The following is a 21,008-nucleotide window of genomic DNA, read 5'->3' on the forward strand; positions in this document are numbered from 1 at the left end:
CGATCTGACACGCACCGGAAATAATTTGTTATGCTGGCGGGTGTTGGATCCAACACCCGCCACCTGCTCAATCGCGCGACGGATCGATCAGGAACTTCTCGCCGGTGGCCTTGCGCTCATACGCCCGCAGCACGTCGGGCTGCAGCGCTTCCGCCAGACCGATCGTGCGCGTGTAGCGGCTGGCGAAGGTGGTGGTGAGTTCCGCCAGGATGCGCTGCCGCATCGCCCCCAGCGTTTCCATGCCGACACGCCGAAGGAACGGCATCAGCAGCCAGCCCGACACGCTCCACTGAAAGCCGAAAGCCAGCCGGTTGAGCGTGGTCGGCGCCACATCCAGCGCGCCGTAGATGTAGAGCTGCTTGAACTGGTCGGATCCATAGCGGCTATATTCGGTCATCTTGCGTACCGCCGCGGCTTCCATCGCCTGCAGAATATCGCTGCCCAGCGCGCCCCCGCCGATCGCATCGAACGCGATGGTCGCACCGGTCTCGGCCACCGCATCGGTCAGCCTCCCGCGGAAATCCTCGTCGCGGCTGTTCACCACATGGGTAGCGCCGATGTCGCGCAGGATCGCCGCCTGTTCCTCGGAGCGCACGATGTTGACCAGCGGCACACCGTCGGCCAGGCAGATCTTCTGCAGCATCTGCCCCAGGTTGGAGGCGGCGGCGGTGTGGACGATCGCGCTGTGCCCATCGCGCCGCATCGTCTCGACGAAGCCGAGCGCGGTCAGCGGATTGACGAAGATCGCCGCACCGTCCGCCGCCGCGGTGCCCTCGGGCAGTTCGACGATGTCACGTGCCTTGAGCAGTCGATAGTCGGCGAACATCGCGCCGCCGATCGCGGAAACGCGCTTGCCCATCAGCCCGGCGGCATCGGCCCCGGCGGCGACCACCGTGCCCGCGCCTTCATTTCCCACCGGCATCGACTGGCCAAGCCGCGCCTTCATGCTGGCGAGCCGGCCCTTCTGCACCTCGAAGATCAACGCATCGCCGTCCTGCTGCAGCGTATCGACCTGCGCGGGGCCGAGCAGCAGCCCGAGATCGCTGGGGTTGATCGGCGCCGCCTCGATGCGGACCAGCACCTCGTCCGCCGCCGGGTCGGCATAGGTTACCTGTTCCAGCGACAGGCGCAGCGTGCCGTCTTCGCTGAGCGTCGAGCGCAGTTCGCGTCCGGTGAATGCCATGAGTCCCTCTCCTTTTGGTTCAACGGGTCTGTACGAGTTCTTCCACCAGCCGGCCGGCCGCAGCGCGCACTTCGTCCCAGGTTCGGTCGAAGCCCTCGGGCCCGCCATAATAGGGATCGTCGACGGCGCGGCCCTCCCAGCCGGGCACCGCATCGAGCAGCAGGCGCAGCCGCGCGTGCCCGCCGGCCGGCGCGATCCGGCGCAGATCGGTCAGGTTCTGCGGATCGAGCGCCAGAATATGGTCAAACCGATCGAAATCCTCGCGCGTCACCTGACGCGCGCGCAGCCCGGTGATGTCGATGCCGTGCCTGGCGGCGACTGCGATCGAGCGGCGATCGGGCGGCTCGCCCGCATGCCAGCCGCCGATCCCGGCCGAGTCGGCTAGCACCGCGACGCCAGCATCCGCAGCCGCCGCGCAGAAGGCCGCCTCGGCCAGCGGCGAGCGACAGATATTTCCCAAGCAGACAAACAGGAATGCCGGGTCGGCCATCGCGAAAATCATCCTTTCGTAAAACGGGTACGCTCTGCTAGCGTCGCGGGCAACGGCACTACAACGCCGAAGGAGAGGATATGGCCAGCATGCCCCCCGCGCCCGATGGGGCGAAGGCAACCCCCTATGCCTGGTATGTGCTGTCGCTGCTGCTGCTCGTCTACATCCTCAACTTCATCGATCGCCAGATCGTCGCCATCCTTGCCGACGACATCAAGCGCGACCTGGGCCTGCGCGATCAGGACATCGGCTTCCTCTACGGCACTGCGTTCGGCGTGTTCTACGCGCTGTTCGGCATTCCGCTGGGCCGGCTTGCGGACAATTGGCACCGGGTGCGACTGATGACCGCGGGGCTCGCGCTCTGGTCCAGCATGACGGCGCTGTCCGGCTTCGCCCGCACCGGGCTGATGCTCGGGCTTGCCCGCATGGGCGTGGGCATCGGCGAGGCGACCGCAGGGCCCGCAGCCTATTCGCTGATCTCGGACTGGTTCCCCAAGCGCTTGCGGGCGACGGCGCTCGCCCTCTACTCCTCCGGAGTCTATCTCGGCGGCGGCCTCTCGCTGTTCATCGGCGCGCTGATCGTGCAGCGCTGGAATCAGGCCTATCCAGGCGGGGGCCCGCTGGGGCTGGTCGGCTGGCAGGCGGCCTTTCTTGCGGTCGGCGCGCCGGGGCTGATCGTCGCCGCCTGGATCGTCACGCTGCGCGAACCGCCACGCGGCCTTTCCGAAGGCATGGCGACCCCCGCGCACCCCGCCCCGTTCCGCGCTTTTTTCGAGGAACTGCTGACCATCATCCCGCCCTTCACGCTGATCGGCGCGGCACGGCAGGGGGCAGCGGGGCTGGCCCGCAATCTCGCGGTGCTCGCGCTGGTCGCGGGGCTGGTCGCATTGCTCGTCGCACTAGGAGAGCCGGCGGCGCAGTGGATCGCGGTCGGGATCGGCGGCTATGCGGTGTTCAGCTGGGCGACCGCGCTCAAGCGGCGCGATCCGCCCACCTATGCGCTGATCGTGGGCACCCCCGCCTTTCTCTGCGTGGTGCTGGCCTATGGCCTCAACACTTTCCTCGCCTATGCGATGGCAGGCTTCGCGCCCAGCTTTATCCGCCGCAGCTTCGACATTCCGCCGGAACAGCTAAGCGCGCTCGGCTTCTGGATCGGCGCGCCGGTCGCGCTGGCGGGGTTCCTCGGCGTGACCATCGCCGGCCGCATCGCCGACGCCCTGCGCGCGCGCAGCCCCGTGGGACGGATTCATATATTGCTGTTCGCCTGTATCGCCCCGATCGCGCCGATGATCCTGCTGTTCACCGCGCGCGACCTGACCTTCGCCTATGTCATGCTGCCGCTGGCGCAGTTCCTGATCTGCGGCGGGCTGGGCGCGGCGGCGGCCACGACGCAGGACCTGGTGCTCCCGCGGATGCGCGGTACCGCAACCGCCGCCTTCTTCATCGGCACCACGCTGATCGGCCTCGCGCTCGGGCCCTATTGCGCAGGGCGCATCGCGACGCTGACCGGCGACCTGGCGACCGGGGTACTGGCACTGCTCGCCAGCGTCCCGATCGCGCTGGGGGCGATCGGTGGCGCCTATCGCCTGCTGCCAGCGGCGGAGGCGAGCAAGCTCGCCCGCGCGCGCGCCGCAGGCGAAGCGATATAGATCAGGCGGTCTGGAACACGCCGCAGGCAATCCGGCCGCCGCTGTTGCCGGCCGGATCGGTCTTGTAATCGTCCTCGCCGGCATGAACGACCAAAGCCGCGCCGTCCTGGTCCATCAGCTGGTCAAAGCTGCCACCGGCAAGCGTGAAACTAATATGACCCTGGCCCTTCTCGTCGACCTTCATGTTCGGCAGGTCGCCGGCATGCGGTCCCATCGGGTTTTCCTTCCCGTGCTTGGTGGCGCCGGGATTCCAGTGGCCGCCGGCACTGGCAAAGTCAGTCGCGGTGCAGGCGCCAATGGTGTGGACATGCACGCCATGGGGTCCCGGCGAGACACCGTTCACGTCGACCAGCACGCGGATCGATCCTTCCACCTGCTCGGCCACCGCGGTGCCGACCACCTTGCCAGTCGCGTCGTGCAGCTCGGCCTGGGCGCGGTAGTGCCCGGCCATATAGCGCTCGTTCTGCGCCCTGGTCACGCACCCGCCCAGCAGCGCGCTGATCACCACTGCGCTCGCGCCGATTCCCCAAGCCTTCATACCCAGTCTCCCGACCATATCCCTGAACCAGCCTAATGAGCCTTGCGGGCTCCGGTTCCAAGAGGTTGATTCGATGGGACGGGCCCACCCGCGGCGATCGCGCGGCGGATCGCATCGGTTCGCCGCATCTCCCGCTACACCCGTCGCAGCCTTCATCTTTCGTTAACCTTGGGTTACGACCTTCGCGGCAGGACCGTCGCGGCAAAGCGCGTCCTGAAGGTTCACAGGGGATATTATCATGCACCGGCTCGCCAGCGCGATGCTCGCCCTGCCCTTGCTCGCGGGCTGCCAGACCGGCGGCACCGGCAAGGTTGCGGACCTGCGCCCCATCGCCGTTGTCGAGATGCCGCCCCCGCCCCCCTTGTGGCGAACGCGAATCGCCGAAGCGGACCTGTTCCGACTGGAGAACCTCCCGAACAGCTGGCGGCAGTTGTACGGAGGCGTGCGCCTGCCGGTCCGCAAGCTTCAGGGTGCGGTGCTCGATCCAGATGCCGGCCAGCCGCATCCGGCGCTGCCGCCGGGCTCCTATCGCTGCCGCACGCTGCACCTGAAGCCGGGCCGGGCCGGCCGCGTCCTCGTACAGCCCAGCCCCTCCGGCTTCTGCTACATCTCGGCAGCGGATGCAGCCGATGACAGCGCCCCGCTGGGCCTCGCCAAGCAGACCGGCACGGACATCGTTGCCGGCTACGTTTTCCCCGACGGCGGCAAGCGCTACGTGTTCCTTGGCGCACGCCAGGCCAGAGCGGGGGCGAACGATATCGGCTATGGCAATCCGGGTGCGCGCGACGTGGTGGGCATGGTCGAGCGGTTCGGCACCTTCCGCTGGCGGCTGGCAGTGCCAGGCGCAGTTCCCGGCAGCGTCGACGTATACGAGTTGACGCCGGTACCCGCGGAGGTCCAGCCCAAGGGCTGAGTACAAAGGTTTGTTCATCGCGGCGACAGAAACCGTTGCCGCAGTGCAACACTCGGCCATGAAAGCCGCGTCGCGATGCAACCATGCCGAATGTTGGGGCATTGTGCGCCCATCTCCGGCCGCCCCGCCTGTTGCAGCGGGCCAGTGCCGGAAGATGTGTGTTTCACCAGCGTAGAGGTTATCCCCCCATGCGTAAGATCATCGCCGTCGCGGCAGCTGCTGCCGCGCTCCCCTTCGCCGTCCCCGCCTTCGCCCAGGACACCACCACCGGTGCCGGCACTATGGAGACGAGCACCGCCGACACCAGCGGCACCATGACCACCACCGCCGCGCAGGACGAAACCCCGCGCGCGCCGGACGGCTCCAAGGCCTTTGGCATCGAGCCGTATGTCGGCGTGCTGGGCGGCTGGGAGCGTTTTGACCGCCAGGAAAATGCCGGCATCCCGATCCAGCCGAACAAGTACCGCCTCGATGGTGCGATGGTGCAGGGCGTGGTCGGCGTGAACGTGCCGCTCGGCCCGGTCTTCGTCGGCGCCGAAGGTAACGTTGCCAAGGGCGTGAGCGGCGATATCGATTGGGAATATGGCGCAGCCGGTCGCTTCGGTCTGCGTGCCGGCGAAAGCGGCCTGATCTACGGCAAGGTCGGCTACCAGTGGGTCAATTTCGACAAGGTCGCCAACGCCAATCGCGACTATCACGCGATGACCTACGGCGTCGGCGTGGAAGTCGGTCCGAAGGACATCGGTCTGGGCGGCATCACCGGCCAGAGCGGCGTGCGCCTGCGCCTTGAGATGAACACGTTCAGCGACGCGAAGAGCTTCCGCCCGATGGCAGGTATCATCGCGCACTTCTAATCGCCCAGTATATGGCGGCGTGCCGCCCTCCCGGCAGCGGGAGGGCGGCATCCGTTGATTCCCTACAATCGACGCGCAACCTTTTCGGCTATGGCGCGGCCATGTCCGAATCCTCCCCGCCCTTTGACCGCGTCGGCGGCGAAGCTTCCGTCCGCGCGATCGTCGACCGCTTCTACGACCTGATTGAGCAGGACCCCGCCTATTCGGCGCTCCATGCAATGCATCAGCCGGATCTGACCGCGCTCCGCCATTCGCTCACCCGCTTCCTCGTCGCCTGGCTCGGCGGCCCGCGCGACTGGTTCGAGGAACGGCCGGGCATGTGCATCATGGGTTTTCATCGCCAGCTGAAGGTCACCACGCAGACCGCCGCGCAATGGGCGCACGCGATGGATCGCGCGATTGCCGCCGATCCGGGCATAGAACCGGAGACTGCCCGCCAGATGAGCGACGCCCTCCACCGCATGTGCCGCGCCATGGCCATGCAGGCGCGCACCGCCGCCGAGGCAACCGCCCCCTGACCCCCGGTTGATCCGCTTCGGAGCAGGTCACCGGCGCATGCCCGGCGAGCTGCGCTACAAGAGCCGCCGTGATGAACGCGCGGATCACCCCCGTCGATACGCCGCTGGAAGTTGCCTGTGAGCATTGCGGCCGCCTGGGGGTGACGCGTGAGGCATGGGCGGAATGGAACGTCGCGGAGCAGGCATGGGTGCTCAGCCATTTGTTCGATTTCGCCTTCTGCCATCACTGCCATCGCCCGACCCGGCCGATCGAGCGGCCGACCGGGAAGGGGACGAAGACGAAGGGAACGGTTTGAAACGGGCGGTGCGGGTTAACCCCCTCTCGTGCCTCCCGCAGCGCGCAAGCGCGGGGGACGGGTCTGTCGGGGGAGCCCGGCAGACCCGCAACTCGTTGGGGGAGAGCCACCGCGTGGCGAAGCGCGGATGGCGGCAAGGGGCGCCCGGGCCGGTGCCGCGCCGCCCGACCTTCGGAACCTGCCGCTCCCGCTTGGTGCGAGCGGTTGCCCGCCGGCAGCGGCCCTGGCGGCCCAGGCCGGATCGGTTACGCGATCCGGCCAGAAGCCGCCCCTTCTTCACCTTACACACCCGCAATGCGCTGCGCCATCTCGCGATAGCCGTGGAGCGGACGGCCGAGCATCGTCGTCAGTTGCTCCCGATCGCCCTGAGCGGGAATCATGCCGTCGCTGACATAGCGCTCCGCCATCAGCCGCATCTCATAGGCGGTCCAGCGCGGCAGGAAGGTCGCCATGTTCGCCTCGAACCCTGCCGGATCATCGCCGCCATAGACGATCGGACGCCCCAGCACGTCCGACCAGATCGCCGCCACGTCCGCGCCGGTCAGCGTGTCGGGGCCGACCAGGTTGATCGTCTCGATCGGCAGCTTGCCCGGCGCGTCGTGGCGGCGGATCAGTTCGAGGGCGGCCACTTCGGCGATGTCGCGCGCATCGACCATTGCGAGGCCCTTGTCGCCGATCGGCATCGGATACACGCCATGGTTGAGGATCACGTCCTGCACCATCGTCTCGTTGTCGATGAAATAGGTCGGCCGCAATATCGTGGCGCCGAAGTCCATCGCCTCCAGCATCCGCTCGGCCCCGCGTTTGACCGCAAAATGGGGCACGTTGACCGCCTGGTCAGCCCCGAACACGGACAGATAGACCACCCGATCCACACCTGCTTCCCGCGCGATGTTGAGGGTGATCAGCGCCTGGGTGAACTCGTCGCCGGTCACCGCATTGAGCAGGAAGAGCGTGCTTACGCCCGAAAAGGCGGCGCGCAGCGCGTCGATATCGAGCAGGTCGCCCTGCGCCACCTGGACGCCGGCCGGAAAATCGGCCTTGGCGGGGTCGCGGGTGAGTACCCGCACATCGGCCTCGCGGCGGACGAGTTGGTCGACGACATGGCGGCCGACGCGGCCGGTGGCTCCGATTACCAGGATAGTCATGGGCTTCGCTCCTTCATTGGGTCTTGCTGACGAGGCGAAGATGCGTGATCCATGATCGCGCAAATAGACGGTCAATCTAGACGCGCCGTCTCATGGATGGAACGATATGGATCTGCTGGCACTTGCCGATTTCACGCTCGTCGCCCGCCATGGCGGGTTCGGCAAAGCGGCGCGCGCCGCGCGCCGTCCCAAAGCAACCCTCTCCCGCCGCGTCGGCGAGCTGGAGGCCGCGCTCGACCTGCGCCTGTTCGAGCGGGGCCGGCGCGACCTCAAGCTCACCGAGGAGGGCCGTGCCCTGTTCGAACGCGCCGGCGCGCTGCTGACCGAGCTGGAGGAGACGGCTTCGGCCATCGCGTCACGCGGCGGCCAGGTGCGGGGGCGGCTGCGGATCAGCGCGCCGCTGCTCTTCTCGCAGACGGCGATGGGCCGGCTGGCAGCCGAGTTCGTACGGCGACATCCCGAGGTGCGGCTGGACGTGACCACGGACGACCGCGCCGTCGACATGATCGAAGAAGGCTATGATCTGGTGATCCGCGTCGATCCCAAGCCGGATGAGGCGCTGGTCGGCCGCCCGTTCCTGCACGACCGCCTCGTCGTGGTAGCGCACCCGGACCTGCCGCGACCGACCGACGCACCGGTGCCGGCCGCGGTGCGCGGTGCCGATGCCGCAAGCAGCTGGCGGCTGGCCGCGCCCGACGGGGCGGTGGAGATGGCGATCGAGCCGGTGCTGCGCCTGTCCTCGCTGGTCATGATCCGCGACGCGGTGCTGGCAGGCGCGGGCGCCGCGCGCCTGCCGCTGTCGCTCGTGTTGCCCAGCATCGCCAGCGGCCGCTTGGTGCGCTGGGGCGACGTGGCGGATTCGGACATCGCGCTATGGGCGCTTTACCCGACCCGGCGGCTGCTCAACGCACGGGTCTCCGCCTTTCTCGGCCATCTGCGGCATGCCTTCCCTCACGCCGCGCCGGAGGAGCTTGCCGCCTATCTCACGATGTGAGGATGCGCTGACGCCGGCGCTCGAGGCTGGACGTCGCCGCGACGCGCGCTAAGGGAAGGGCCGAGGCAACCGAAACCTTTGGAGCGGCGCGCATGAACGAACAGGTTTCCCAGGGATATGGCGCCGTCGCCGCAACCAGCGAGACGGGCTGGCTGACCACCTCCTTCGTCCTTATCGCGCTCGGTGCGGCGCTGGCGATCTTCATCATCGTGTGGGGTGCGCGGCTCGCGCTCCGCCGTCGCCAGGCACGCGCGGAACTCGAGGAACGGGGCGAGCTCGAGATCGCCGATGCGCCCGAGCCGCTGGGTGCGCTGACGCCGCCCAGCGCACCGGAAGCACCGCCGCCGACGCTGGAACCCACGCCGCTCGATGACGAGCCGATCGCCGCCGCCGCGCCGGTAGCGGCGCCCTCGGCCGCGCTCGCCGCCGACACCAATGCCGCGTCCGCAACCGTTCCCGCCACACCCGATGGCGACGACCTCACCCGCCTGAAAGGCATCGGCCCCAAGCTGGCGGTGCGCCTCAACGAACTCGGCATCACCCGCTTTGCCGACCTCGCCGCGCTCGACGAGACGGCCGCCAGGGCGCTCGACGCGCAGCTCGGCAATTTCCAGGGCCGGATGACGCGCGACCGCTGGATCGAGCAGGCGCGCTTCCTCGCCGCCGGCGACAAGGCCGGCTATGAGGCGGTGTTCGGCAAGCTCTGAGTGCATCCCGGCCTTCGCGCCGGGAGCCCGGATTCTATCGTTTCAGAATGTCCAGCGCCGCCGCCGTCATCGCCTCGGTGGCGGTGCCGACCACCGCCTCGGCATCGGGCGCCCATTCGGCGCTATGGAGCGACGGCAGCATTGCCTTGCCACCCTGTGCCGCGTCCCACTTCGCCTTGGGCACGCCGCCGACCCAGAAAATCGTGCTCTGGATGCGCTGGTCGGCCAGCCAGTAGCGACTGAAATCCTCGCCGCCCATCACCGCCTTGGTCTCCACCACCCGGTCCTTGCCGAAGCGCGCGGTGAACAGCCCCTGCAGCCGGCCGGCGAGCGGCTGGGTGTTGAAGGTCGCCGGGGTATATTCGTCCTTCACCGTCACTACCGGCATCCGGTCCTCCGGCACCCCGGCGGCGATCGCTTCGCCGCGCGCGATCCGCGCGATGCCGTCGAGCAGCTGCTTGCGCGATTCCGGCGTGAAGCTGCGCACGGTGAGCAGCATCGTCACGTCGTTGCCGATGATGTTGTGCTTCGATCCGCCATGGATCGCGCCCACGGTCACCACCGCCGGCTGCTGCGGATCCATCTCCCGGCTGACCAGGGTCTGCAGCGTGGTGACGATCCGCGCGGCAAGCACGATCGGATCCTTGGTGGTGTGCGGATAGGCGCCGTGGCCACCCACCCCCTTCACCACGATGTCGACCGAATCGACATTGGCCAGCGCATAGCCGGGCGTGATGCCGATCTGGCCCGCGGGCAGGCTGGCGCTGTCGTGGAAGGCAATGGCGTAGGCCGGTGCGGGAAACCGCGTGAACAGCCCGTCGTCGAGCATGTCCTTGGCGCCGCGACCACGCTCTTCGGCCGGCTGCGCGATCATAACCACGGTGCCCTGCCACTTGTCCTTCATCGCGGCGAGGTTCCGCAGCGTGCCGACCCAGCTCGCCATGTGCGTGTCGTGCCCGCAGGCGTGCATCACGCCGCTTTCGATGCCTTCGTCGGTGGTCGCGCGCACCTTGGAAGCGAACGGCAGGCCGGTATTCTCGACGACCGGCAGCCCGTCCATGTCGGCGCGGATCAGCAGCACCGGCCCCGCGCCGTTGCGCAGCACCGCGACCACGCCGGTGCCGCCCACCTTCTCGGTGACCTCATAGCCCGCCTCGCGCGCCGCGGCGGCAAGCTTCGCTGCGGTTTTCACCTCGTGCAGGCTGAGTTCGGGGTTCGCGTGCAGGTCGCGGTAGAGCGCCATCAGTTGCGGCATCGCCTTGCTCGTGGCGTCGCGCACCGGATCGGCGGCAGCGGCAGCGGCAGGCGTGCCGAGGCTCATCGCCCCGGCCAGCAGGAAAGACGTGAACATCGGGCCCCCTTTGCGATCATGGGCCCGAGTGTCACGCCTGCCCGCCCGCCTGTCAAACCGTCGGCGCGATTTCGATCACGTCCAGCTTCGATTCGAACGAGGGATAGGGCAGCACCAGTCGCCAGCGCTTGTCACCGATCCGCTCGCCATAACCGACCAGGTTCCGCCGATTGTCGAGCCCGTAGCGCAGCGGTGCATTGTCGTCGCCCACCTCCAGCGTGCCGAGGAAGGTTACCCGTGCGGTAACGTCGGGAAAGAAATTGCCCTCGGGTCGCTGCACGCCGCCCTCGATACGGAAATGGCGCACCGGGCCGTCCTCGCCGATTGCGCAGGGCCGCCAATCATAGGTCACGATCGCGCTCACCGCAGTGCCGCCGCCGCCCAGCTTGAAGATGCGGCAGCGATAGGCGCCGGCCGGCGGCATCGCATCGGCCTGCGCGCGATCGGGATCGAACAATGCCGGATCGCCGTCGATCAGCGTCGCATCGGCGGCGCGGGCGAGCGGCAGCGCCTCGCTCCACGCCTTGCGCCAGTTGCGCAGCTTGGTGCGATCCGCGTCCGTGGCGATACGCCGCCAGGCGAGGCTGGTGTCCATCCCCGGGGTGGTCGCCTCGCGATAGACGCTGCACCCCGCCAGCGCGGCGCCGATACCGACGGCAACGACCGATCGCAGCATCATTCGGCGGTCCAGCCGCCGTCGATCGAATAGTTCGATCCGGTGATCTGCGCGGCCTCGTCGCGGCACAGGAACAGCGCCAGCGCCGCCACCTGCTCGGGCTGCACGAATTCCTTGGTCGGCTGCGCGTCGAGCAGCACGTCGTTGATCACCTGCTCGCGGGTCATGTTGCGGGTCTTCATCGTATCGGGGATCTGGTTCTCGACCAGGGGGGTCCAGACATAGCCCGGCGAGATGCAGTTCACGGTGATGCCGTGCGTCGCCACTTCCAGCGCCGCCGTCTTGGTGAGGCCGGCGAGGCCGTGCTTGGCAGTGACATAGGCCGACTTGTTGGGGCTGGCGACCAGGCTGTGCGCGCTGGCGGTGGAGATGATCCGGCCCCAGTTGCGCGCCTTCATGCCGGGGATCACCGCGCGCATCAGGTGGAAGGTCGAGCTGAGGTTGATCGCGATGATCGCGTCCCATTTCTCCAGCGGGAATTCGTCGATCGGCGCGACATGCTGGATGCCGGCATTGGCGATGGCGATGTCGACGGCGCCGAACTCGGCCTCGGCGCGCGCGACCATTGCCGCGATCTGGTCGGGCTTGGTCATGTCGGCGGCATCGTACAGCGCCTTGCCGCCGCTGGTCTCGGCCAGCGCGGCGCGCTCCTTCTCGATCGCCTCGGCATCGCCGAAGCCGTTGATAAGCACGTTCGCGCCCTCGGCTGCCAGCGCCTTGGCGTAAGCAAGGCCGATGCCCGACGTGGACCCGGTGACGATCGCGGACTTGCCCTTGAGGAACATCGGCATACTCCTTGTTAACGCTGGGTGAGATCGAAGGCGGCGGTTTTGCCGTCGAGGATGTTCTGCGCGACGAGGCGCGCGTTCGCCATGGTCTCGGCCACCGCGACACGGCCCGATTCCCAATGCTCGCGCATCGTTCGCGTCGAGAATTCGAAGTCGCGCGATCCGCCCTCCCAAATCTTCGCGCGGTAGATCAGCTGCACGACATTGACCGGATGCTCCGTCACCAGATCGCGCACCGCCTTCACTTCCGGCTCGTCGGCGACATGGGGCGGCAGCTTGTCGAGCAGCGCCTTGACCGTCTCGCGCGCCTTGCGGATGCGCAGTCGCTCGTCGGAAATCGCGCGGGTGCGGCTGGAGAAGCGGATTTCCTTCTCGCGGCCCATCACGTCCATGATCGTGCGCGGCAGCTCGTTCTCGGCGGGGAACAGGTCGACTTGGAAGACGAGCATCTCGGCCTCCTGCCGATCGAGGACATGGGTGAGCGGGGTGTTGGAGACGAGTCCACCGTCCCAATACCAGCAGCCGTCGATCTCGACCGGCGGCAGCCCGGGCGGCAACGCACCAGACGCCATGATGTGCCGCGCGTCGATGCGTTCGTCGCGCGTATCGAAATAGCGGAAGTTGCCGCTGTGCAGATTGACCGCGCCTACGGACAGCCGCACCGGCCCGTCGTTGAGCAGGTCCCAATCGATCAGCCGGTCCAGCGTCTCGCGCAAGGGGCTGGTGTCGTAGAAGCTCAGCGCCTCGGGCGTGCCCGGCACCGCGAAGGCGGGCGGAAGCGGGCGCGGCCGGAAGAAGCCGGGCACGCCACCGAACATCACTGCCCCGGCCGACCATTCATGCGCGATCTCGCGCAGCTGGTCGTTCATCGGAAGCGAAAAGTCCGGCAATGCGGAGGTGACCTGTTCCCAGAAGGCGCGGATCGCATCCAGCCGCTTCTCGGGCGGGTTGCCGGCGAACAATGCGGCGTTGACGGCGCCGATCGAGATGCCGGCGACCCAGTCGATCTCGATCCCGGCGGTGGCGAGTTCCTCGATCACCCCGGCCTGGAAGCTGCCGAGCGCCCCTCCCCCCTGCAGCACCAGAGCGACGGTATCCGGCAGCGGCATGCCGGGTGCGGCATGGCGGCGGCGGTGGGGCGGGCGAGACTCAGCATCGGCCATGCAGGGGATGTGGCCCATCCCATGCTGCAGAGCAATACGACCATGGTGCGCCACGCGACGAAGCTCGCAGCAAGCGCGTGCAACGCACGGCGGCTTGAAGCATTGTGACGGCAAGCAAACAAAGGGGAGGCCCGATGCGGCTCGACGATCTGGATCCTACCGACAATGCCCGCGATCTGGGCTCGGGCGGCGGTGGCGGCGGGTTTCCGCTGCTGGGCCTGCTGCCGCTGTTCCTCGGCCGCGGCATGGGCTGCGGCGGGATCGTGCTGATCGGCATCATCGCGCTGGTGATGTTCGGCCTGGGCGGCGGCGGCGGGATGCTGGGATCGAGCGGCGGCGGCAGTGCCGATCGCTCGCCGACCGCGGGCCAGTCGGGCCAGCAGGTCTGCCGCGTCAACGCACTTCGACTCGAAGCGTGCCGGGTGATGCGCAGCACCGATCTGACCTGGGCGAAGATCTTCCAGGAGATGGGCCGGAGCGATTACAAGCCGGCGACGATCAACTTCTTCTCCGGCGGCGCGCGCACCGGCTGCGGCGCCGCGAGTTCGGCGGTCGGTCCCTTCTACTGCCCGAGCGACAACGGCGTGTATATCGACACGACCTTCTTCGACGAGTTGCAGAACCGCTTCGGCGCCAAGGGCGATTTCGCACGCGATTATGTTATCGCGCACGAGATGGGCCACCATATCCAGGATCTGCTCGGCACTTCGTCCGAAGTGTCCCGGGCGCAGTCGCAGGCGAGCAAGACGGAGGGCAACCGCCTCTCGGTGCAGCTGGAGCTGCAGGCGGACTGCTATGCCGGCGTCTGGGCAGCGCGCAACCGCGATCGGCTGGAGCCAGGCGATGTCGAGGAAGGCATGACGGCTGCAAACGCGATCGGCGACGACACGCTGCAGAAGGAAGCCCAGGGCACGGTGGTCCCGGACAGCTTCACCCACGGCACCTCGGCGCAGCGGATGGCCTGGCTGAAGCGCGGGCTGGAGACGGGCGACCCGCGCCAGTGCGACACCTTCAGCGCCACGCAATGATGCTTACTTGACGTCAACCCTTGGCCGCTATTGGATGGCAGCCAAGGGGGACCATCATGACGGAACAGCACGAGCGCGGTGCGTTCGAATTCACCGGCTCGTGGCGCGAGTATGCGCCGATCGCCTTCACCAACCTGCTGCTGACGATCGTCACGCTGGGAGTCTACACCTTCTGGGCTCGGACGCGGACGCGGCAATATCTGTGGAGCCGCACGCGCTTCATCGACGATCGGCTCGAATGGACCGGCACCGGGCTGGAACTGATGCTCGGGTATCTGGTGGTGACGGTGCTCTTGTTCGTGCCCGTCGCGGCCGTGAACCTGCTGATCGGGGCGCTGGTCACGCGGGGGAACTCAACCGCCGCCGGCATGGCCGGCCTGTTGTTCCTGCTGCTCTACCTGCTCTTCTTCGTGCTTGGCGGTATCGCGATGTTCCGCGCGCTGCGCTATCGGCTCAGCCGCACCTATTGGCACGGCATCCGCGGCGGCAGCGACGTGCAGGGTTTTCGCTACGGGATATCCTATCTCTGGCGGATGATGCTGGGCAGCGCGATGTTCGGCCTGCTGGTCCCCTGGGCGCTGGTCAGCCTTTGGAACGAGCGCTGGAACGCGATGAGCTTCGGCCCCTACCCGTTCCGATCCGGCGCCAATTCCGACGGGCTGATGCGCCGCTATCTGCTATTCTATCTGTTGCCGGTCGCGCTGGGTATCGGCGCCGTCCTGCTCGTGGTGCTCAGCCTGCTGCTTGGAGTGAGCCTGCCGGCGACGCCCGGCCCCGTTTCGCCGGGGCCGATGATCATCGGCTTCGTGCTATTCTACCTGCTGTTCCTGGTGCTGTTCGGGCTTGTCAGCCTCTCCTTCTACGCCGCCTATTTCCGCCAGTGCATCGGCGCGCTGACGCTCGGTCACCTGGAGTTCGCGTTCACCGCGCGCACCGCGGACTGGCTGAAGCTGATGCTCGGCACGCTGTTGCTGGTGGTGTGCACGCTGGGCATCGGCGCCGTCTTCATCAGCTATCGCAACTGGGCCTTCTTTGTGCGTCACCTGCGCGCCTATGGCAGCTTGGATCTCGACCAGTTCACCCAATCGACCACGCGCGCGCCCGGGCAGGGCGAGGGGCTGTTCGACAGCCTGGATATGGGCGCGTTCTAAGGAGTACCGACGGTGGAAACCCGGGTCTGGCATTATGACGGCCAAAGCGGCGAACGGCGCATGCCCGCGATCGCGCCCAGCGCGGACGAACGGCATTTCACGCTGGCGGGCGACGGGGCCGATCCCGGGCCCTATGCCTTTGCCGATCTGCAGCCGCACGGCACCTCCCATCACGAACGCGCCTTCGGGCTGAAAGGGCGGCCGGGCTGGCGGATCACCTTCCTCGAATTCCCGCCGTCCGAGATCGCCGTGCATCTCCCCAAGCCGGCACGGTATGGGAAGTGGATCGATCGCTTCGGGCTTTGGCGCTCGGCGGGCGTCCTGGCGATGCTGGCGGTGCTGGTCGTAGGCCTCACGCTCAAGCTGCCGCCCCTGCTCGCGCGGCTGATCCCGGCCTCCGTGGAACAACGCATGGGCCGGCTCCTCGTCGGCAACCTCGGCAGCTACGCCTGTTCGACCCCGGCGGGGGACGCGGCACTGAAGGCGCTCGGCGCGCGGCTGCGCCAGGACAGCGACGTGACCATCCGCGTCGTCCACGCCCCCATGGTCAACGCCGTCGCCTTTCCCGGCGGTCAGGTGGTGCTGTTCGACGGGCTAATTCAGCATGCGTCATCGCCGGACGAGGTCGCCGGGGTGCTCGGCCATGAACTCGGCCATGTTGCGCACCGCGACGGCATGGAGTCGCTGATCCGCCAATATGGGCTGAGCCTGCTCCTCGGCGGTTTCGACAGCAACATCAGCGACTATGGCAACGCGCTGCTGAATGCGCGCTATTCGCGCAAGGCCGAAGCCGGGGCCGATGGCTATGCGATCGGCCGCCTGCAGGCCGCCAATATCTCGCCGCTGCCCACCGCCGCACTGTTCGCCCGTCTGGCGAAGCAGGACGAGCAGCCCGGCAATGCGGGCCTGCTGCTCAGCTATCTGTCCTCGCACCCGCTATCGGCATCGCGCGAGCAGGTGTTCCGGAAAAGCGCGCGCGCCGGCGCGGTATATCGCCCTGCGCTCGATGCGGCGCAGTGGCAGGCGCTCCGCACGATGTGCGGCAATTCGCCCCGGCCTTAGGCCAGCAGATCGATCAGCTTGCCGGCGAGGACCGACAGGCCGGATACCGCGATCGCGGCACCGAAGACCAGCTGCGTGCCTGGGACGAACCGGCGAACCGGAAGGGCGATGGCTTTCTCTACGCTACGCATGCTGCCTATGTGCTCCTTCGCGTCGGCGATGTCCCATGATCAATCCCGATGGCGGTGATCGGTTCCATCGCTGGCCGCACGCGAGACGAACGGCTACACCCCCATTCATGACCCGCACGCCCCTCGCCCACCGCCACAGCCCCGGCACCTCCCCCACCATCGTCTTCCTGCCCGGATACCGATCGGACATGCAGGGATCCAAGGTGCTGGCACTGGAGGCCTGGGCGCAGGCACGCGGCCAGGGTTTCCTGCGCTTCGACTATGCGGGCTGCGGCGAAAGCCCCGGCGCCTTCGAGGACCAGACGCTGGCAAGCTGGCGCGACGACGCGCTGCAGATGATCGACACCCTTGTCGAAGGCCCGGTGGTGCTGGTCGGCTCGTCAATGGGCGGATGGCTGATGCTGCTGGTTGCCGCCTCGCGGCCGGAGCGTGTCGTCGGCATGGTCGGTATCGCCGCCGCCCCCGATTTCACCCGCTGGGGCTTCACCGACGAAGAGAAGAAGCGTCTGCGGGCCGACGGCCGGCTCGAGCAGCCGAGCGACTATGGCCCCGAACCCATGGTCACCACCCTGCCCTTCTGGATCTCCGGCGAAGAAAATCTGGTGCTGGAAGGGCCGATCGATTTCACCGGCCCGGTGCATCTGCTCCAGGGCCAGCAGGATGCGGAAGTGCCTTGGGAGCTGGCGCTTCGCCTCGCCGGCGCGCTCCGTTCAGAGAAGGTCCAGACATGGATCGTCAAGGACGGAAATCATCGCCTGTCGCGCGACGGCGATATCCGCCTGCTGTTCCGCGCCATCGAGGACGTACTGATCGAATGCTCTTCCCCCTCCTCCTGCTGATCGCCCCGCAGCAGACGACTGCGATCCCGCCCAAGGCCGGCCCGGTGCTGCGCGACGCCGAGCGCGCCCGCGCCGCTGCGGCCAGGGCGGCCGCGCCTGCCCCGGCGGGCGAGCCGCCGCGTTTCACCAAATGCATGGATCTCGCCACCGGCGATCCCGCCGCCGCGATCGACGATGCGGTGAAATGGACGGCGGACAAGGGCGGCATGTTCGCGCGCCAGTGCCTCGCGGTCGCCTATGCCAACCAGGCGCGCTGGGAGTCCGCCGCCACCGCCTTCGAGGAAGCAGCGGGCGAGGCGGAAACCGCCAAGGACGGCAAGCGGGCCGCCACCTACTGGACCCAGGCGGGCAACGCCTGGCTCGCGGCCAACAAACCGCCCAGGGCGCGCGCCGCGATCAACGCCGCGCTCGCCTCCGGCACGCTCCAGGGCCTCGCGCTGGGCGAAGCCTATCTCGATCGCGCCCGCGCCGCCGTCGCCTCGGGCGAGAATGCGGGTGCCCGCGCGGACATCGACGTGGCGATCGCCAAGGCCGGCGACGATCCGCTCGCCTGGCTGCTCTCCGCCACGCTCGCTCGCCGGATGAACGACCTGCCCCGCGCGCAGAAGGACATCGCCGAGGCGGTAAAGCGCGCCGGCGACGATGCCGCCGTCCAGCTGGAAGCCGGCAACGTCGCGGCGGCCAGCGGCGACGAGGCGGCGGCCAAGGCGGCCTGGAACAAGGTGCTCGCCGCCGCACCGGGCAGCCCGCAGGCCGGCGCCGCCCGCGCCGCACTTGCCCAGTTCGACGCGGCAACTGCCAAGTAGCGGGTGGAAGGCGCGCGCGCGCGCGCCTATCTGGCAGGCGAGATCCATCCAGGGAGTGCCCCCGTGAAGTTCCTCCACACCATGATCCGCGTCACCGATCCCGATGCGACGATCGCCTTTTTCGATCTGCTCGGCCTGCAGGAGACGCACCGCATCACCAGCGAGAAGGGCCGCTTCACGCTGATCTATCTGGCGGCGGCCGCGGATATCGATCCCGCGACCGGCCGCGGCACCGCCGAGGTGGAACTGACCCATAATTGGGATCCGGAATCCTACACCGGCGGCCGCAACTTCGGCCATCTCGCCTTCCGCGTCGATGACATCTACGAGACCTGCCAGCGGCTGCAGGATGCCGGCGTGACGATTAACCGCCCGCCGCGCGACGGTCACATGGCCTTCGTCCGCACGCCCGATAATATCTCGATCGAGCTGCTGCAGGACGGCCATCTGCCGCCGCAGGAGCCCTGGGCATCGATGTCGAACACCGGCGAATGGTGATGGCGGCGCCCCGGTTCCTCGCGGAGCTCGGGGCGTCCACCCCGATCGTCCAGGCGCCGATGGCGGGCGCGGGCGGGGTGGAACTGGCGATCGCGGCAATCCGCGGCGGCGCGGTCGGGTCTCTGCCCTGCGCGATGCTCGCCCCGGCGGCGATCGTCGAGCAGGCAGCGGCGGTGCGCGCGGGTGCTGCCGGGCCGCTGAACCTCAACTTCTTCTGCCATGCCTTGCCCGCCGAACCCGACGAGTCGGCCTGGCGCGCACTGCTCGCCCCCTATTATGCTGCCGAGGATGTCGCGCCCGGACCGCCCCCGCCGCTGCGCCGGCCGTTCGACGCGGATGCCTGCGCGGCAGTCGAGCAGGTCCGCCCGGCGATGGTCAGCTTCCATTTCGGCCTGCCGGACCCTGCCCTGCTCGCCCGCGTTCGCGCGACCGGCGCGCGCATCCTCGGCAACGCCACCACGCCGGAAGAACTGCACTGGCTGGCGGCACAGGGCGTGGACGCGGCGATCGTGCAGGGTGGCGAAGCGGGCGGCCATGCCGGCTGGTTCCTCGGCGATGCGCACCGGCCGGTGTCGCTTGCCGACCTGCTCGCCACGCCGGTCGGTCCGCCCCTGATCGCTGCCGGCGGGATCGTCGATGCGGGGGACATCGTCGCGGCGCTTCGGCTGGGGGCGGCCGCCGTGCAGATCGGCACTGCCTATCTCGCCACGCCGGAGAGCGCGATCGCCGCGCCGTATCGCGCCCTGCTCGGGACCCCAGCCTCTGCGGATGCCGCCTTCACCACGCTGTTCTCCGGCCGCGCCGCACGCGGGATCGTCAACCGGCTGATGCGCGATCTCGGCGCCACGCGGCCGGAAGTGCCGCCCTTCCCCTACGCCTCGGCCGCGCTCGCGCCGCTGCGCGCCCATGCCGAAGCGCAGGGACGCACCGATTACTCGCCGCTCTGGGCCGGGTCGGGCGCACCCCGCGTTCGCGCGGAGGCCGCCGAGACGCTGACCCGCCGCCTCGCCACCGAACTCGCCGCCCTGCTCCAGGAGCCGATATGACCGACCTCGCCGTTCTCCACATTCCCGCGCTCAGCGACAATTACATCTGGCTGGTTCACGATCCCGCCTCCGCCGAGACGATCGTGGTCGATCCCGCTCAGGCCGATCCCGTGCTGGCGGTGCTGGCCGAACGCGGCTGGACGCTGACCGCCATCTGGAACACCCACTGGCACCCCGATCACACCGGCGGCAACGCGGCGCTCAAGGCGGCAACCGGCTGCACCGTGATCGCGCCGGCGGCCGAAGCGGCGAAGATCCCCACCGCAGATCGTCTGGTCGGCGAAGGCGACATGGTCGCCATCGGCGCGCACCGGGCGGCCGTGCTGGAGGTGCCGGCACATACGGCAGGGCACATCGCCTATCATTTCGCCGGGGACGCACTGGTGTTCGTCGGCGACACGCTGTTCGCGATGGGCTGCGGGCGGCTGTTCGAGGGCACGGCCGAACAGATGTTCGCCAACATGCAGCGGCTCGCCGCGCTGCCGGACGAGACGCAGGTCTATTGCGCGCACGAATATACCCTCTCCAACGCCCGCTATGCGCGGGTCGCCGAGCCGGACAATGCCGCGGTCGTCGCCCGCCTGGCCGAGGTGGAGCAGCGACGCACCGCGGGCGAGGCCACCGTGCCCACAACCATCGCCGAGGAGCGAGCGACGAATCCCTTCCTCCGCGCCGCCGATGCGCGCATGCTCGCCGAACGGCGCGCGGCCAAGGATAGTTTTGTCGCCTGAGTCGTAGGAATAGCGAGGAGAGAGAGGATGCGTTTCGCCATCATCACCGCCGCTGCGCTGGCGCTCGCCGGATGCGCGCAGAATGCCGAATATCAGGCCCAGCGCGACGCCCAGGCGCGGCGCGAACTGGCCGACGCTTTGGGCGACCGGATGCCGGGCAAGCCGCAGGATTGCATCAATCCCGGCATGCTCGACGGGCCGCAGATCATCGACACGCGCACGCTGATCTACCGGCAGGGCGGGCGGATCTATCGCAACGATCTCGCCGCCGCCTGCCCGTCGCTGGCGCCGCTGACCACGGTGATCGTCGAGATGCGCGGGGGCCAGCTCTGCCGCAACGACCAGTTCCGCGTGCTGACCCCGGGGACGACCATCCCCAGCGCATATTGCCGGATGGGCAAGTTCACGCCCTACACCCGGCCGAAGGGCGGCTGACCGGCAGCCGCCC

General features: G+C 68.5%; 25 protein-coding genes. 16 read left to right on the forward strand and 9 right to left on the reverse strand.

Annotation, left to right across the window (positions count from 1 at the left end; all coding sequences use genetic code 11):
* Window positions 1-67: 67 nt before the first annotated feature.
* Together S2M10_RS19425 and S2M10_RS19430 are read right to left on the reverse strand one after the other, a co-directional pair.
* Window positions 68-1,183, reverse strand: coding sequence for a zinc-binding dehydrogenase (locus S2M10_RS19425; RefSeq protein WP_168847522.1), 1,116 nt, complete (start codon window positions 1,181-1,183; stop codon window positions 68-70).
* Window positions 1,184-1,202: 19 nt separating this feature from the next.
* Window positions 1,203-1,673 (reverse strand): low molecular weight protein-tyrosine-phosphatase, encoded by a 471-nt coding sequence (locus S2M10_RS19430; RefSeq protein ID WP_168847523.1) that lies wholly within the window; start codon window positions 1,671-1,673, stop codon window positions 1,203-1,205.
* A gap of 80 nt (window positions 1,674-1,753) precedes the next feature.
* On the opposite strand from S2M10_RS19430, the gene S2M10_RS19435 reads away from it, so the two are divergent.
* Window positions 1,754-3,322, forward strand: coding sequence for an MFS transporter (locus S2M10_RS19435; protein ID WP_168847524.1), 1,569 nt, complete (start codon window positions 1,754-1,756; stop codon window positions 3,320-3,322).
* Window position 3,323: 1 nt separating this feature from the next.
* On the opposite strand, the gene S2M10_RS19440 is transcribed toward S2M10_RS19435, so the two are convergent.
* Window positions 3,324-3,860 carry a superoxide dismutase family protein gene (locus S2M10_RS19440; protein WP_168847525.1) on the reverse strand — a complete coding sequence of 179 codons (537 nt, stop codon included), beginning with the start codon at window positions 3,858-3,860 and terminating at the stop codon, window positions 3,324-3,326.
* Window positions 3,861-4,098: 238 nt separating this feature from the next.
* Between S2M10_RS19440 and S2M10_RS19445 the strand changes: the two genes are divergently transcribed.
* The 4 genes from S2M10_RS19445 to S2M10_RS19460 all read left to right on the forward strand — a co-directional run bounded on the left by S2M10_RS19445 (window position 4,099) and on the right by S2M10_RS19460 (window position 6,441).
* Entirely contained in the window at window positions 4,099-4,773 is a 675-nt protein-coding gene (locus S2M10_RS19445) for a DUF4893 domain-containing protein (RefSeq protein ID WP_168847526.1), read from the forward strand.
* A 188-nt stretch (window positions 4,774-4,961) separates the two neighbouring features.
* A complete protein-coding gene (locus S2M10_RS19450) occupies window positions 4,962-5,627 on the forward strand; it encodes an opacity protein (RefSeq protein ID WP_168847527.1) in 666 nt (221 codons plus the stop codon).
* 101 nt (window positions 5,628-5,728) lie between these two features.
* The gene (locus tag S2M10_RS19455) at window positions 5,729-6,145 is read left to right on the forward strand and encodes a globin (RefSeq protein WP_168847528.1); all 417 of its coding nucleotides are present in this window, start codon (window positions 5,729-5,731) and stop codon (window positions 6,143-6,145) included.
* Window positions 6,146-6,216: 71 nt separating this feature from the next.
* The gene (locus S2M10_RS19460; protein WP_168847411.1) at window positions 6,217-6,441 is read left to right on the forward strand and encodes a hypothetical protein; all 225 of its coding nucleotides are present in this window, start codon (window positions 6,217-6,219) and stop codon (window positions 6,439-6,441) included.
* A gap of 281 nt (window positions 6,442-6,722) precedes the next feature.
* On the opposite strand, the gene S2M10_RS19465 is transcribed toward S2M10_RS19460, so the two are convergent.
* Window positions 6,723-7,589 (reverse strand): NmrA family NAD(P)-binding protein, encoded by an 867-nt coding sequence (locus S2M10_RS19465; protein ID WP_168847529.1) that lies wholly within the window; start codon window positions 7,587-7,589, stop codon window positions 6,723-6,725.
* Window positions 7,590-7,695: 106 nt separating this feature from the next.
* On the opposite strand from S2M10_RS19465, the gene S2M10_RS19470 reads away from it, so the two are divergent.
* Both S2M10_RS19470 and S2M10_RS19475 read left to right on the forward strand, forming a co-directional pair.
* The gene (locus tag S2M10_RS19470; protein WP_168847530.1) at window positions 7,696-8,583 is read left to right on the forward strand and encodes a LysR family transcriptional regulator; all 888 of its coding nucleotides are present in this window, start codon (window positions 7,696-7,698) and stop codon (window positions 8,581-8,583) included.
* Window positions 8,584-8,675: 92 nt separating this feature from the next.
* On the forward strand, window positions 8,676-9,290 hold the full coding sequence (locus S2M10_RS19475) for a helix-hairpin-helix domain-containing protein (RefSeq protein ID WP_168847531.1): 615 nt from the start codon (window positions 8,676-8,678) through the stop codon (window positions 9,288-9,290).
* 34 nt (window positions 9,291-9,324) lie between these two features.
* On the opposite strand, the gene S2M10_RS19480 is transcribed toward S2M10_RS19475, so the two are convergent.
* Genes S2M10_RS19480 through S2M10_RS19495 form a run of 4 tightly spaced genes read right to left on the reverse strand, consistent with a single transcriptional unit; the run spans window position 9,325 to window position 13,268 of the window.
* Window positions 9,325-10,641 (reverse strand): amidohydrolase, encoded by a 1,317-nt coding sequence (locus S2M10_RS19480; protein WP_168847532.1) that lies wholly within the window; start codon window positions 10,639-10,641, stop codon window positions 9,325-9,327.
* Between the two features lie 52 nt (window positions 10,642-10,693).
* Entirely contained in the window at window positions 10,694-11,320 is a 627-nt protein-coding gene (locus S2M10_RS19485) for a DUF4893 domain-containing protein (protein ID WP_168847533.1), read from the reverse strand.
* Complete coding sequence (locus S2M10_RS19490) at window positions 11,317-12,102, reverse strand: 3-hydroxybutyrate dehydrogenase (protein WP_168847534.1); 786 nt, start codon at window positions 12,100-12,102, stop codon at window positions 11,317-11,319. Before S2M10_RS19490 ends, S2M10_RS19485 begins: the two co-directional genes overlap by 4 nt.
* Window positions 12,103-12,116: 14 nt before the next feature.
* Window positions 12,117-13,268 (reverse strand): patatin-like phospholipase family protein, encoded by a 1,152-nt coding sequence (locus S2M10_RS19495; RefSeq protein ID WP_168847535.1) that lies wholly within the window; start codon window positions 13,266-13,268, stop codon window positions 12,117-12,119.
* Between the two features lie 134 nt (window positions 13,269-13,402).
* Here S2M10_RS19495 and S2M10_RS19500 point away from each other — a divergent pair, with 134 nt between their 5' ends.
* Genes S2M10_RS19500 through S2M10_RS19510 form a run of 3 tightly spaced genes read left to right on the forward strand, consistent with a single transcriptional unit; the run spans window position 13,403 to window position 16,509 of the window.
* Complete coding sequence (locus S2M10_RS19500) at window positions 13,403-14,296, forward strand: neutral zinc metallopeptidase (RefSeq protein WP_168847536.1); 894 nt, start codon at window positions 13,403-13,405, stop codon at window positions 14,294-14,296.
* Between the two features lie 56 nt (window positions 14,297-14,352).
* Window positions 14,353-15,447 carry a YjgN family protein gene (locus S2M10_RS19505; protein WP_168847537.1) on the forward strand — a complete coding sequence of 365 codons (1,095 nt, stop codon included), beginning with the start codon at window positions 14,353-14,355 and terminating at the stop codon, window positions 15,445-15,447.
* 12 nt (window positions 15,448-15,459) lie between these two features.
* On the forward strand, window positions 15,460-16,509 hold the full coding sequence (locus tag S2M10_RS19510) for a M48 family metallopeptidase (protein WP_168847538.1): 1,050 nt from the start codon (window positions 15,460-15,462) through the stop codon (window positions 16,507-16,509).
* Here the strand turns inward: S2M10_RS19510 and S2M10_RS23030 are convergent.
* On the reverse strand, window positions 16,506-16,640 hold the full coding sequence (locus S2M10_RS23030) for a hypothetical protein (protein WP_282098067.1): 135 nt from the start codon (window positions 16,638-16,640) through the stop codon (window positions 16,506-16,508). The genes S2M10_RS19510 and S2M10_RS23030 overlap by 4 nt on opposite strands.
* Before the next feature lie 107 nt (window positions 16,641-16,747).
* Here S2M10_RS23030 and S2M10_RS19515 point away from each other — a divergent pair, with 107 nt between their 5' ends.
* The 6 genes from S2M10_RS19515 (at window position 16,748) to S2M10_RS19540 (ending at window position 20,995) form a co-directional block, all read left to right on the forward strand.
* Window positions 16,748-17,479 (forward strand): alpha/beta hydrolase, encoded by a 732-nt coding sequence (locus S2M10_RS19515; protein ID WP_168847539.1) that lies wholly within the window; start codon window positions 16,748-16,750, stop codon window positions 17,477-17,479.
* Window positions 17,455-18,285 (forward strand): hypothetical protein, encoded by an 831-nt coding sequence (locus S2M10_RS19520; protein WP_168847540.1) that lies wholly within the window; start codon window positions 17,455-17,457, stop codon window positions 18,283-18,285. The genes S2M10_RS19515 and S2M10_RS19520 overlap by 25 nt, the downstream gene beginning before the upstream one ends.
* 63 nt (window positions 18,286-18,348) lie before the next feature.
* Window positions 18,349-18,783 (forward strand): VOC family protein, encoded by a 435-nt coding sequence (locus S2M10_RS19525; protein WP_168847541.1) that lies wholly within the window; start codon window positions 18,349-18,351, stop codon window positions 18,781-18,783.
* A complete protein-coding gene (locus S2M10_RS19530; protein ID WP_211091148.1) occupies window positions 18,783-19,829 on the forward strand; it encodes a nitronate monooxygenase family protein in 1,047 nt (348 codons plus the stop codon). The genes S2M10_RS19525 and S2M10_RS19530 overlap by 1 nt, the downstream gene beginning before the upstream one ends.
* On the forward strand, window positions 19,826-20,560 hold the full coding sequence (gene gloB, locus S2M10_RS19535) for a hydroxyacylglutathione hydrolase (protein WP_168847543.1): 735 nt from the start codon (window positions 19,826-19,828) through the stop codon (window positions 20,558-20,560). The genes S2M10_RS19530 and gloB overlap by 4 nt, the downstream gene beginning before the upstream one ends.
* Before the next feature lie 27 nt (window positions 20,561-20,587).
* Window positions 20,588-20,995, forward strand: a complete 408-nt coding sequence (locus S2M10_RS19540; RefSeq protein ID WP_211091149.1) for a DUF6491 family protein — start codon at window positions 20,588-20,590, stop codon at window positions 20,993-20,995.
* The last annotated feature ends 13 nt before the right edge of the window (window positions 20,996-21,008 follow it).

Source organism: Sphingomonas sp. S2M10 (genome assembly GCF_012650175.1).
Classification (GTDB): Bacteria; Pseudomonadota; Alphaproteobacteria; order Sphingomonadales; family Sphingomonadaceae; genus Sphingomonas.